The organism is Jezberella sp. (assembly GCF_964834465.1).
Window position 1 is genome coordinate 73930 of the sequence record NZ_CBAZRM010000015.1, and the last position, 13804, is coordinate 87733.

The window sequence follows — 13804 nt, forward strand, 5'->3', positions numbered from 1 at the left end:
TAACCTTCAAATTATCCCATTATTGCTGTCTAAGATACTGTAAGATTATCTTCATACGTACTTCTACGATATTGATTTAATTGATAAAAATTGTTAAAGGCACTGGACATATATGTTGACAGGTGAATTGCGAAGCCAAGTTGATCGTGTGTGGGATAGCTTTTGGACTGGTGGCATTTCAAACCCATTAGAAGTACTGGAGCAAATTACCTATCTACTCTTTTTACGCAGGCTGGATGAGTTACAGACACTTGAAGAAAATAAGAGCGCAAGACTGGGCAAACCCATCGAGCGACAGATATTTCCAGCAGGCACTGATACTCGTGGATGCTCATACGAAAGAATGCGATGGAGCAGACTAAAGAACGCTGCACCACAAGAGATGTTCAATACAGTTAATGACCATGTATTTCCATTCTTACGTGAGATTGGTGGTGATGGCAGTACGTACAGCAAGCAGATGGAAGGCGCACGTTTCACCATCCCTACACCTGCCCTACTTGCAAAAGTTGTAGACCTGCTTGACCAGATACCGATGCAGGATAGAGACACAAAAGGCGATCTGTACGAATACATGCTGGGCAAGATCGCCAGTGCAGGACAAAACGGACAATTCCGTACCCCACGCCACATCATTAGCTTAATGGTTGCACTCACTGCGCCAACCCCAAAAGACACCATCTGCGACCCAGCAAGCGGTACATGTGGATTTTTGGTCGTTGCTGGTGAATATTTGCGTGATCATTACCCAGAGTTATTGGTAAATGTCGCAAGTAGCAAGCATTTCAACAACGACATGTTTTATGGATACGACTTTGACAACACCATGCTGCGAATTGGCAGCATGAACATGTTGTTGCATGGCGTTGAAAATCCAAACATCACATACAGAGATAGCTTGTCGCAGGATTATGCGATTGAAGAAGAAAAGTACAGTTTGATTTTGGCAAATCCACCATTTGCTGGCAACTTGGACTATGACGGAACTGCTAAAGACTTGTTGGCAGTTGTAAAGACTAAGAAAACAGAGCTGCTATTTCTCGCCCTATTTCTAAAACTGCTAAAGCCAGGTGGTCGTGCTGCAGTCATTGTGCCTGATGGTGTTTTATTTGGTAGTAGCAAGGCACACAAAGAGCTTCGTGAAATGATTGTTGAGCAGCAAAAGCTGGACGCAGTCATATCACTACCATCAGGTGTATTTAAACCTTACGCTGGTGTCAGTACAGCCATACTGATATTTACAAAGACCAACAGTGGTGGTACTGACAACGTATGGTTTTATGACATGCACTCTGATGGCTGGAGTTTGGATGACAAAAGACAACCACTACTTGATGATACCAAATTAGGAGTCAGTCCTGCATCCAAGCTGACTGCAGAAGAGCATACGAAGAATAATTTGCCAGACTTGCTAGCAAGATGGCTCCAACGTGATGGCAGTGAGCAGTCAAACGAACGAACTGCACAAAGTTTTACTGTACCAAAAGCAGAATTAGCTGCTAATGGCTACGACCTGAGCTTGAACAGATACAAACAAGTAGTGCACGAGCATGTTGAACATGTGCCACCCATGCAATTGATCGCTGAGCTTAAGCAATTAGAAACTGAAATACAGTCAGGACTTGCTGAGCTTGAGGAGTTACTTAAGTGACGTCAAATCATGCTCAACTAGGCGAAGTAGCTCAATTTATAAATGGAGCAGCCTTTAAGCCTGACGATTGGGGTAATGAAGGATTGCGAATTATTCGTATACAAAACCTAACAGATGAGTCCAAACCATATAACCTCACAAAACGTAAAGTAGATGATAAGTTAGTTGTAAGAAAAGGAGACTTATTGGTTTCGTGGTCAGCAACGCTAGGGGTCTTTGAGTGGCAAAGCGAAGAGGATGGTCTCCTAAATCAACACATATTCCGTGTGATACCCAATACCAAAGTTGTAGACAAACAATATTTAAAACATGTGCTTGTTAGTGCGCTAACTGATATGAGTCAACATTTACATGGCGCCACTATGAAGCATGTAAATCGTGGCGAGTTCTTGGCAACTAAAATTCCACTTCCACCACTAGCAGAGCAACAACGCATTGCAGCGATACTGGACAAAGCTGAAGAGATTAAACGCAAACGTGAGCAGGCTATTGCCAAGTTAGACGAACTTGCACATAGCACGTTCGTTGAGATGTTTGGCGATCCAGTTACAAACAGCAAAAATTGGGATCTTATAAAACTAGGTAATGCAGTTATTAAACTGGGCAGTGGCTCAACGCCAACGGGTGGCGATGCTTCTTATAAAGCTCAAGGGATATCATTAATTCGTAGCTTAAATGTGCATGACGGAGAGTTTGTATTTAAAAACCTTGCATATATTGATGAGGAACAAGCAGCTAAGCTAGCCAATGTTATGGTTGTAAAGGGGGATGTTCTGCTAAACATAACTGGCGCATCTGTTGCACGAGTTTGCAGAGTGCCTGACGATGTTTTACCAGCTCGCGTTAATCAACACGTAATGATTGTTAGACCAAACGAAACATTAAACCCTTTGTATTTGGAAAGATTGCTACTTTCATCGCAAATGAAAAATAAGTTGCTGCAAATTGGTGGATCTGGCGCAACTCGTGAGGCGATAACAAAAGCTCAAGCTGAGAAGCTAGATATTATTTGCCCACCAATTAAATTACAGAATGAATTTGCAAGAAATATTGAACGAATTTTGAACATCAAAGATAAAGAAATACAGTCAATAGATATAAATGTTGGCTTGCTTAGTTCACTACAAAATCAAGCATTCACAACAGGATTTAATGCATGAGTAACTTTGGCTTCCTGCAACAAGAATTCTTTGCCATACATGACAGCGCAAAGAAAGCAGAAAGTTATTTGAATACTGATGCACGTGCAGCCTGTTGGTATGCACGAATGACACTGGAACAGATTGTTGATTGGCTGTACAGGTATGACAAAAACTACAGCTGTTACGACATCAGCTTGGGCGCACGAGTACACGACCCCTGTTTTAAATTAAATGCTGGTGAAGCAATCTTTACCAAAGCCACAGTAGTAATTGGCATTGGTAACAGAGCTGCCCATGGCAAAGCTGCTAGAGCCACAGACGCCACAACAGCAGTCACAGAGCTGTTCCATATTAGTTACTGGCTGGCTCATACATACGGCGAGAAAGCACGACCCAGCCCTACGCTGCAATTTAATTTAGCCCTATTACCTCAAGCAACTCAACAAAGCGCAATAACGCTAGAGCAGCTGCGAGCGCATGAAACAGCAATCAAGCAGAAGGAAGCTGAAAACGCAGCGCTGAAACAGCAACTTGAAGGCTTAGCAGCAACACAACAAGAACTTGATGCGCTACGTGCTGAAGTCGCCAAAGCCAAGCAAGCCAACCAAGCACAGACAGATACGCACGACTACAACGAAGAACAGACACGTGACTACTTTATTGATCTGTTGCTTCAAGAAGCTGGCTGGACGTTAGATAAGCCAGAAGATACAGAATTTGAAGTAGTTGGCATGCCCAATAGCCAGAACAAAGGCTATGTTGATTATGTTTTGTGGGGTGATGATGGCAAGCCATTAGCTGTTGTTGAAGCTAAGCGAACTAAACGTGACGCACGTGTAGGACAGCAACAAGCCAAGCTATATGCTGATTGCTTGGAACAGATGTACAAGCGCAGACCAGTAATTTATTACACAAATGGATATGAGCACTGGTTTTGGGATGACTTGGCTGCTGCGCCACGCAGAGTACAGGGCTTTTATAAGAAAGATGAACTTGAGTTACTGATACAACGGCGCACCAGTCGTCAAACACTAGCAACAGAAAAGATTAATGACCACATAGTTGAACGCAGCTATCAGCATCAGGCCATTCGTTCCGTTACAGAAGCGATTGAGCAACACAATCAACGTCGCAGCTTGATTGTGATGGCAACTGGTTCTGGCAAGACTAGAACTGTTATTGCGCTGACAGAGCTGTTGATGCGCTGTAATTGGGCTAAACGCATCCTTTTTCTAGCTGATCGCATCAGCCTAGTTAAACAAGCATCACGAGAATTTCTCAAGCATCTGCCAGATGCAGGCATAGTGAATTTGCTTGATAGTGCAGATGGACAAGGGCGTGTGTATGTCAGCACCTACCCCACCATGCTGAACTTAATTAACGACACAGATCAGGAAACTAAACGCTTTGGCGTTGGACACTTTGATCTGGTAATTATTGATGAGGCACATCGCAGCATTTACGCCAAGTATGGTGCGATTTTTGATTACTTTGATAGCTACTTGGTAGGACTAACTGCAACGCCTAAAGACGAAGTTGATCACAACACCTACAAAATGTTTCAGCTGGAAAAAGGTGTCCCCACTTTTGCCTATGCACTAGAAGATGCAATTGCTGATAATTATCTAGTACCACCACAATCTGTAGCTGTTGACCTAAAGTTTCAACGTGAAGGCATTGACTACGACAGACTGAGTGAAGAAGAAAAGGAACAATGGGACGAACTTGACTGGGGTGAAGATGGCGCACCTGACAGCGTTGATCCTCCAGCACTGAATGCTTGGCTATTTAACAAAGACACAGTAGACAAAGCACTTGAGTACTTGATGACGCAAGGTGAGCGTGTTGCTAGTGGCGACAGGCTTGGAAAAACCATCATCTTTGCCAAGAATCAATTACATGCAGACTTTATAGCTGAACGCTTTGACATTAATTACCCTGCAGAGGCCGTAGGTGGCTTTGCACGTGTCATTACATACAAGCTTGGTTATGCACAGAGCTTAATTGATGAGTTTTCCGTTAAAGATAAGGCCCCACATATAGCCATCAGCGTAGACATGCTGGACACTGGCATTGACGTACCTGAAGTTGTGAACTTGGTATTTTTTAAGATCGTTCGCAGCAAGACCAAGTTCTGGCAAATGATTGGACGAGGTACAAGACTATGCAAAGACCTGTATGGTCCTGGACAAGATAAGAAGTTTTTTAAGATTATTGATTTTTGCCAAAACATTGAATACTTCAATCAGCAGATACCCAAAAGCTCTGGCAGCAGCAGTGAAAGTTTAGAAACACGATTATTTAAAACACGTTTGGAATTGATCCAAGCATTGGACACTCGTACAGATCATAAGGGCACGCCTGAGCAAAACGCTGAAGAAGGCGAATTACGTAATACAACTGCGAATCAGCTACATGCAATTGTTGCTGGCATGACGTTAGACAACATTATTGTTAGACCTAAGCGTCAGTATGTAGAGAAGTACGCAGACGCAGCTAGTTGGAAAACTATCAGTACAGTAGATGCTGCTGAAATTGCTGACCAACTTGCAGGGCTTCCAACGCAGTTACTAGATACTGAAGAAGAAGCCAAACGCTTTGACATGATGATCCTGCGTACACAGCTATGTGTATTGCAGGGTGATGTTGACTACGAGAAATACCAAAAAGTCATTAAATCTATTGCTGCTGCGCTAGAACTACAAGACAGTATTCCTGCCATACGCAACGAAATGGCATTGATACAAAGCTTAAACACGGAAGAGTGGTGGCTAGACGTAACTGTAGGAATGTTGGAACAGGTACGTAAACGTTTACGCTTGCTGATTAAGCTCTTGGAAAAGACTCAACGACCAATTGTCTACACAGACTTTGATGACGTGATTACTGGTGCGACAGAAGTTGACCTGTCCATTGTCACAACGGGCCTAGACTACGAACGTTTTAAAGCCAAGGCACGTGACTTTCTACGAACACATGAAGATCGCCTTGCTGTTTACAAGTTGCGTACCAACAAGGCAATTACTCCAACTGATCTGCAGGAGCTTGAAAAGATTTTGCTTGAACAGGCTGCTGGTGATACTGGACTGGTTGAGCAAGCAAAGAGCTCAACGGGTGGCCTTGGACTGTTCGTGCGATCGCTAGTTGGTTTGGAGCGTGGCGCTGCAATGGATGCTATGGCTGAATTTTTAAATGTAGCCAATGCCACTGCTAGCCAAATTGAATTTATCAAGCTGATTGTCAACTATTTGGCTGTTGATGGTGCGATTGATGCCAAGCGATTGTATGAAGCACCATTTACCAACGTAACATCAACTGGACCTGATGCCATCTTCCCTGCTGCGACTGTTACTCAGTTATTCAAGACTATTGAAGATATACGACTTAGAGCAGTTGCTTAATTCATGACGAAGAGAGAGCCAAACCCTTTAGCTGACAAAGCCTTTCAACTTCACGATTGGTTAGCTGTTCGTCTTGACGACTTACTCGTACCACAAGATAGACGAGTCCTGCTCGCTGTTTCTTGTTACGACCTAGTTTATGAGCATCAACTGGCAGTCGCTTGTTTAGTTCGCTCAGCAATTTATGGGTCAGCCTTTGCATTAGCTAGACCAATATTTGAGGCTTACGTTCGTGGAATATGGTTAAAAAAATGTGCTACTGATACCCAGCTTCAGCATTTTGTAGATGATAAAACAATCTATTTTGAAACAATCCTTACTGAAATTGAATTACTAGATGAATTTAAAAGCGGTGTTCTATCAACACTGAAGAAAGATGCTTGGGCTGCAATGAACAGTTATACACATGGGGGCATTCAGCAAGCAGGACGGCGCTTCAATGGTAACGTTATTGAGCCTAACTATACTGAAACTGAAATTACCAATGTTTTAAGAATTGCAGATGCATTTTCATTATTAGCATTTCAACAAGTTGCTGCTGAGGCAGGTCGCCTTGATCTTGCTGAAGAAGCAATTAGTAAATTGTCGTCTGTTATTGATAATTATCGCGACAAGTAAAGGGTGACTCTTATGGCAATTTTTGCGATCCAAGCTGACAAACTAAAGCATGTGAATGAAAAGCCCTTCAAGCTTGAGCGTGAGATTCAAGCCTTGTTTGAAGCTAATTTAAAACAAGTAATGGGCTTAACTTTAGTACGCAGCGAGTGTTCAATTAAGAATAAGCGTATTGATACACTTGCTTACGATGAACAGACGAACGCCTTCATTATTATTGAATACAAACGCGACAAGAGCGTTAGTGTAGTTGACCAAGGATTTACATACTTGAGCTTAATGCTTGAGAACAAAGCAGATTTTATTCTTGAGTACAACGAACAACTCAAACGCAACCTTAAGCGTGATGATATTGATTGGAGTCAAACAAGGGTAGCTTTTGTATCTCCATCATTTACAGACAATCAAATACAAGCAACCAACTTCAAAGATATTGCTATTGAGTTGTGGGAAGTGAAGCGTTTTGAAAACAATACGCTGCTTGTCACTGAAGTAAAAAAATCACGTTCAGCAGAAAGTATCAAACCTATTGCTCAGCAAAATAAAGAATTTAAACGCATTGCTGATGAAATTACGGTTTACACAGAAGATACACTTATCGCTCGTGGTTCTGCTGAAATGGCAGAACTTTATGACATATTTAGAAGTGCCATATTAAATTTATCAAACGATATTGAAGTTGTACCTTTGAAGTGGTACGTGGCATTTAAGAAGAGCAGCAATATCGTAGATATAAAAATTCAAAAACAACATCTAAAAGTTACGATCAATGCCAAGTGGGGAAAGATCAACGACAGCAAAGGTCTTGCAAGAGATGTTTCTCAAGTTGGACACAGTGGCAACGGTGACTATCAAATCCATGTAACGGACGATAAGGATTTGGAATACATAATGAGTTTGGTTAAACAAGTTTTGTAATTTTAGTCACCATCGTAAATCTTTCGCTTGCGTCGCCTGCTCTGCAGCATGTCAACGTTCATTTCACCACTTAGTGGCTTGGCATAAAACCTGTCAATCATTTCAACGCTTGTTCGTGCATTGCGTGCCAGTACAAGCGTGTTGATACTTTCGCCAAACAGCAGCCTGTACATGATTGCAGTATGACGCAAGGAATACAAAGTTCTTTCCTCGCCATCACTGCCCTTACCCAAGCCTGTATCCCACATCAACACTTCAAATTGACGCTGTAGCTGCTTGAGTGCGTAGTCTCGCTGCTGCTCGCCATACATGGGCATAAACACATAGTCGTTATCGCCAACGCTACCATGTTCAGTTTTGTGGTGCTCACGCAGCTTGACGTAAACGTCTACAGCTTTAGCCATTGTAATGATTGGATCCCCGTGGCCTTTAGTTGGTGGAATACGCAGGCGTAGATACTTACGCTCACTGTTGGCAATCACATCCACATGCTTGTGCTGCATAAACTTGATGTCAGTTGGGCGTATGTAGCTGTTGCACATGAACACAATTAAGCGTCGCATGTCCTCAGTCATGGCAACATTTCGCATCAACCTGCCTAACTTTGGCTCAGTGCTTGATGCCATTATGTATTGTGTCTGCGTCACGCCATTTATTTCATATTTGCGTACTTCAACCTTTTTGCCTACATAGCGTTGTGCTGCGTGCCATAGCTTGTTGTATTGCCAAGTTGTAAACCAACCTCGTGCCTTATCAACGACTGTGACTGTGGGAAACTCAGGCACAGCAGTAATTAGTCTGCGTCGTGCTGCGTAAACCATAACTTTACGCACAAGACGCATGTACGCACTGATAGTAGATGAACTAAGGTTTAGTCTGCTCAGTTCACCCAAGTACGTTTCCAACGTGTGATAGTCAACGCTTGGTAGGTCTTTGTATCTAAAAAATGGCAGGATACTTTTGTTGTAGCGATAGTTGAGATTGTCGTAGGTGGTCTTGGTTAACTCGCCACGATCAAGCTTGGCCTTTTCAGCCAACATCATTGCTTTGGTCACAATCTCAAAGTTAGCAGGCGACGATGTAATCATGCCTTGCCTAACATTGCGAGTCACTGTGTCGTAAAAGTCTTTTGCAAAAGCAATGGCTTCACGCTTGCCTTCTTTCTTTGTTGTCTTACGCAAGACCTTGCCGTTCGCGTAATAACGAACCCACCAAAAAGGGCTTGCTTGCAGCTTGTAAATGAATAGCTTGTCAGGGTAGCCACTGAGGCGATGCTTTTCTGTTGGCAACGTGCGATCACGTGTCTGCGTGGCAGAGGTTTTACGAGCAGATTTTAACGACCTAGTAGCCACAACTTACCTTGTCAGCAGCATTATTGCTTGCTATCAAGTTTTTACTACAAAAACCAAATAAAAAGTGTGTGGTACAGGTTTGTTTTGTAGTACAACCAAACTGTACTACGATTTTTTGTTCAAAAAAAACGTAAGTCATTGATTTTATTGAGTATTTTGGTGGGCGGTACAAGTTTCGAACTTGTGACCCCTGCCGTGTGAAGGCAGTGCTCTACCACTGAGCTAACCGCCCAATCTTGCTGCGCACTTGCTGTGGCAGGATTGGAATTTGCCATGACAGGCAAGGGGCACATTATACACAGTGCCGTCCGCACTAAGGCTCAAGCGATTAAGCCAGCTCTAAAAAATGCCCGCTTACCTCTTTGCCTCAAAAAAAGACCTGATAAATCAGGTCTTTTTCATGCCACTTGCGCCTTGATACGGCGTTATGGTTGAGCTGGCTTCAATCGCTTAGTCAACGCGACCAACACCGCACTGCAGGCGATGCTCGCTGCCAAGAAGTACAAGCCACCCGTCAGGCTACCCGTCATGTCTTTGATCCAGCCCACAATAAACGGGCTGACAAAACCTGACAAATTACCGATCGAGTTCACCATCGCGATACCGGCAGCGGCGGCCGTCCCGGTCAAGTAAGCGGTAGGCAGGCTCCATGACAACGCAATCGATGACAAGACGCCAACACACGCAATCGTGATGCCGATCAGTGAAAACGTAATATTGGTCGGATTCAGCGTACTCAACCAGAACCCGATGGCACCAATGAGCGAGAACACAATCAAATGCATGTGACGCTCACCCGTGCGATCAGAGTTTTTACCAACCAACACCATGGCAACCGCCGCCACGAAATATGGGATAGCAGAGAGCAAACCGTTGTTGAACACATCCGTCACACCAGCCGCTTTAATCAGATTAGGCAGCCAAAAACCGATACCGTAGAGCCCCATCACCATGAAAAAGTAGATGCCGCTGAATAGCCACACACGAACATCAGTGAAAATCTTGGCTAACGGCAAATGCACCTTGGTTTTCGCGTCCGAATCCAATTGAGATTGCAAGAAACGCTTTTCTTCGTCATCGAGCCACTTCGCCTTGGCGACAGAATCATCCAAATAAAGCAAGACAACCACACCAAGAACGATCGAAGGCAATCCTTCCAGCAAAAACAGCCATTGCCAGCCTGCAATGCCATAGTGCCCAGAGAATTTTTCCATGATCCAACCCGACAAGGGCCCGCCGACAACCCCCGAAAACGCAATGGCTGTCATGAACAACGCGGTGATACGACCGCGTCGCGCTTGCGGATACCAATAAGTCAGATAAAGAATGATGCCGGGGAAAAATCCAGCTTCAGCAATCCCCAACAAAAATCTCAAAATGTAATAACTGGTCTCACCACTGACAAACATCATGCAAGACGACAAGACGCCCCACGTCACCATAATGCGTGCGATCCAGACGCGTGGCCCCACTTTTTCAAGCAGAATATTGCTGGGTACTTCGAAAATAAAATAACCAATGAAGAAAATGCCTGCGCCCAATCCGTAGACCGTCTCGCTGAATTTCAGATCTGACAACATCTGTAATTTAGCGAAACCGACGTTTACGCGGTCAAGATAAGCAGCGAGGTAACAGATAAACAAGAAAGGGATCAGCCTGAGCGTGACCTTCTTGTAAGTGTTTTCGACGTGAATAGTGTCTGTCATGATGAATCCTTATGCACGACCGCGGCGCAACCGCAGTCAAGGCGCCATTATAGGTAGCGAGCAAGGGTTTATCAGGTCGTTCATGAGAGGGATTACCCTAGGGAAAGCAAGCAATGTCTTCTGCCAAGAAACACTTGCCCCAATCACCAGCAAGCGGATCAGGCGTCTAGCGTTCGCCAAAGACAGGCACCCTTGACAGACTTGTCTAGCGCATCCAAATAACTTTGATGGGCAGCTAACTCTTCAACAGTAGGCTCGATCACAGGCAGACTCACTCGCGCCCTGGGTTGCTGCTTCACTAATACGTTTTCGTTCGTACTTGAATCAAAAGGATCATCAAGTAAGCTGTCTTGACCCCGCGTCATGGCGAGCCAAACCTCAGCTAACAATTGCGAGTCGAGTAATGCGCCGTGCAAAGTTCGGTGGGCGTTAGAGATACCATACCGGTCACACAACGCATCGAGAGAGTTGCGCTTACCAGGATATAGCGCCTTGGCGAAGGCGAGCGAATCAGTAATATCGCTACAGTAATCCATGATCACGCCCCGATCGAGACGCTGAAGCTCGGCGTTTAAAAATCTCACATCGAACGGTGCGTTGTGAATGATCAGTTCAGCACCCTCAACGAAATCGAGAAAATCTTCGACGACGGCTTCAAACCGAGGCTTGTCTGCCAAAAACTCTGAGGTGATACCGTGAATTTCAAGCGCCTTTGCATCGCTATCTCGATCAGGTTTCACATAACGATGAAAGTGACGTCCCGTCAGACGACGATTGACCACCTCAATCGCAGCAATTTCAATGATGCGATCGCCATTGGCGGCATTTAAGCCAGTCGTTTCGGTATCGAGAATTATCCAACGCATACTGGCAGTTTAAACGGATTGTCTGCGGGCAAGCTCAACCCCATGGTTGGCGAGCTGATCTGCGCGTTCATTGCCCGGATCCCCCGCGTGGCCTTTGACCCAGTGCCAAGAGATCTTGTGATGCTGGACCAATTCATCAAGAATCACCCACAAGTCTGCATTTTTAACTGGCTTTTTATCTGCGGTGCGCCAGTTACGCTGCTTCCATCCGTGAATCCATTCCGTCATCCCTTTTTGTACGTATTGAGAATCCAGATGCAGGCGTACTTGGCTGGGTCGTTTCAAGGCACGAAGTCCCTCAATGACGGCCATCATTTCCATCCGGTTATTCGTCGTTAATCGCTCGCCACCGCATAAGGTCTTTTCATCTGCGCCACGACGCAGTAACACCCCCCAACCGCCCAGACCGGGGTTACCTTTGCAGGCGCCGTCGGTCCAAATCTCAATCACGTCGTCGTTTACATTCATCCGCTGACTTGCTGTCGTGCTTTCGTCCATGTGCAATTACCTAGCCTTCTGTTCTTGATTGATTGCTACGCCTGTGGCCTTCGCGGCCAACTTGCGCGTTTGTTTGCCGCCCCAAGAGGGCTTGATTAGCCTCATCCCTTCGACGCGCTTGACCGCTGAAACCACATAGACGGCGCCACAGACTGGCCACCACCGATCGCCGGCGTGCTCTATGAATGAAAAATGCTTTATCCAGCGCTCAGACATAAACGGGGGCGCATAACAACCAAAATATCCTCGATCGATGTCAAAAGAGAGCAGTTTTAACCAATCCTTCAAGCGCGGCAAGGATACCGCAGCTGTCTGAGAATAGGGCAACCATGGGCGCAAGTAAGGCAAACCGTGACGTAACCCCCACAAACTGAATGGGTTGAATCCAGAAATCACCACGCGACCTTCGGGCATCAGCACCCGTTCAACCTCGCGCAACACTTGGTGAGGCCGCGTGCTCAACTCAAGCCCATGCGAGAGCACGACCAGATCAATGCTTTGCGACTCGAACGGCAAAGCATCAGCCTCACAAAGCACCAGTTTTGATCTATTTGACGACAGATCGCCGAAGTTGGGCAACATGGGGGTTGTCCATATTTTATGTGGCATGCGGTTAGCCCGAAGCAGATCCAGATGCGGCATCCCAACTTGTAACGCGTGATAGCCAAAAATATCAGCAACCACGGCATCAACACGGGTTTGCTCCCAATTTTGCATATACCGACCTGGATCGGTTTGCAACCAGTCAGCAAGCTCTACAATGGCATGTTTTATTGATGACATCCGGGTCCTAAAACTTGGTTTTTAAATAATTCAAACGTCGAGGCAACTGCCATGAACCAACACCCTGATCAGCCTAAAGCACAGAGCACTTGCAGCACAATAACGCCGATCAAAGCGTTTGCTGATAACTATATCTGGCTGGTGTCCAACGGACAGCAGGCGCTTGTGGTCGACCCGGGTGATGCAACCCCCGTTTTGGCCGAACTCAAAAACCGCGGCCTTACCTTGACGAACATTCTACTCACCCACCACCACGACGATCATGTGGGTGGGGTAGAAGCGCTCGTCAAGGCGACCAAAGCTGTCGTTTACGGCCCCGCTACTGAAGCATTGCCGCATTGCGACCACTCGCTGGTCGAAGGCGATCCGGTGATTATCCCTGAGTTCGACTTGAACTTGAGCGTATTGGATATCCCTGGCCACACGGCGGGTCATATTGCCTATTATGGCCAGGTCAACGGTAAACGCTTAGTTTTCTGCGGCGACACCCTGTTTGTCGGCGGATGCGGCCGCATCTTTGAAGGGACGCCAACACAGATGTACGACTCGCTCGCTAAGTTAGCGGCCTTACCCGCTGACACCTTGGTGTACTGCACCCATGAGTACACGGCATCCAACCTGCGCTTTGCCGTTGCGGCCGAACCCGATAACCAGGTGTTATTAGATTGGCAGAAAAAAGTCAATGAACAGAGAAGTCTTGATATCCCGACAGTCCCCAGCACCGTCGGACATGAGTTGCTCACCAACCCTTTTCTCAGGTGTACCCAAAGTACTATCGTGCAACAAACGAGTCACTGGGCCAACAGCGTGCTCACCACGACCTTAGATGTTTTTACCCAACTGCGCGCCTGGAAAAACATCTTTCGCTAAGC

11 protein-coding genes and 1 tRNA gene are annotated in these 13804 nt (G+C 45.5%); 6 read left to right on the top strand and 6 right to left on the bottom strand.

The annotated features are described in order from the left end of the window. The first annotated feature begins 112 nt into the window (after positions 1–112). Genes AC1W8Y_RS12605 through AC1W8Y_RS12625 form a run of 5 tightly spaced genes read left to right on the top strand, consistent with a single transcriptional unit; the run spans position 113 to position 7727 of the window. Complete coding sequence (locus AC1W8Y_RS12605; RefSeq protein ID WP_482014836.1) at positions 113–1651, top strand: type I restriction-modification system subunit M; 1539 nt, start codon at positions 113–115, stop codon at positions 1649–1651. Further along, complete coding sequence (locus AC1W8Y_RS12610) at positions 1648–2811, top strand: restriction endonuclease subunit S (protein ID WP_482014837.1); 1164 nt, start codon at positions 1648–1650, stop codon at positions 2809–2811. Before AC1W8Y_RS12605 ends, AC1W8Y_RS12610 begins: the two co-directional genes overlap by 4 nt. Next, positions 2808–6194: a DEAD/DEAH box helicase family protein gene (locus tag AC1W8Y_RS12615; protein WP_482014838.1), complete on the top strand. Its 3387-nt coding sequence runs from the start codon at positions 2808–2810 to the stop codon at positions 6192–6194. The genes AC1W8Y_RS12610 and AC1W8Y_RS12615 overlap by 4 nt, the downstream gene beginning before the upstream one ends. 3 nt (positions 6195–6197) lie before the next feature. Continuing rightward, on the top strand, positions 6198–6812 hold the full coding sequence (locus tag AC1W8Y_RS12620) for a DUF6988 family protein (protein ID WP_482014839.1): 615 nt from the start codon (positions 6198–6200) through the stop codon (positions 6810–6812). A gap of 12 nt (positions 6813–6824) precedes the next feature. Then, entirely contained in the window at positions 6825–7727 is a 903-nt protein-coding gene (locus tag AC1W8Y_RS12625; protein ID WP_482014840.1) for a DUF5655 domain-containing protein, read from the top strand. A 2-nt stretch (positions 7728–7729) separates the two neighbouring features. Here the strand turns inward: AC1W8Y_RS12625 and AC1W8Y_RS12630 are convergent, their stop codons facing one another. The 6 genes from AC1W8Y_RS12630 to AC1W8Y_RS12655 all read right to left on the bottom strand — a co-directional run bounded on the left by AC1W8Y_RS12630 (position 7730) and on the right by AC1W8Y_RS12655 (position 12932). Beyond that, positions 7730–9079 (bottom strand): hypothetical protein, encoded by a 1350-nt coding sequence (locus AC1W8Y_RS12630; RefSeq protein ID WP_482014841.1) that lies wholly within the window; start codon positions 9077–9079, stop codon positions 7730–7732. Between the two features lie 157 nt (positions 9080–9236). Further along, positions 9237–9311: transfer RNA gene (locus tag AC1W8Y_RS12635), tRNA-Val, on the bottom strand. A gap of 193 nt (positions 9312–9504) precedes the next feature. Then, complete coding sequence (locus AC1W8Y_RS12640) at positions 9505–10785, bottom strand: MFS transporter (protein ID WP_482014842.1); 1281 nt, start codon at positions 10783–10785, stop codon at positions 9505–9507. 158 nt (positions 10786–10943) lie between these two features. After that, positions 10944–11651: a DNA polymerase III subunit epsilon gene (gene dnaQ / locus AC1W8Y_RS12645; RefSeq protein WP_482014843.1), complete on the bottom strand. Its 708-nt coding sequence runs from the start codon at positions 11649–11651 to the stop codon at positions 10944–10946. Between the two features lie 9 nt (positions 11652–11660). After that, positions 11661–12149 (bottom strand): ribonuclease HI, encoded by a 489-nt coding sequence (gene rnhA, locus AC1W8Y_RS12650; protein WP_482014844.1) that lies wholly within the window; start codon positions 12147–12149, stop codon positions 11661–11663. 6 nt (positions 12150–12155) lie between these two features. Then, positions 12156–12932, bottom strand: coding sequence for a class I SAM-dependent methyltransferase (locus tag AC1W8Y_RS12655; RefSeq protein ID WP_482014845.1), 777 nt, complete (start codon positions 12930–12932; stop codon positions 12156–12158). 51 nt (positions 12933–12983) lie between these two features. On the opposite strand from AC1W8Y_RS12655, the gene gloB reads away from it, so the two are divergent. After that, the gene (gene gloB / locus AC1W8Y_RS12660; RefSeq protein WP_482014846.1) at positions 12984–13802 is read left to right on the top strand and encodes a hydroxyacylglutathione hydrolase; all 819 of its coding nucleotides are present in this window, start codon (positions 12984–12986) and stop codon (positions 13800–13802) included. Positions 13803–13804: the final 2 nt, after the last annotated feature.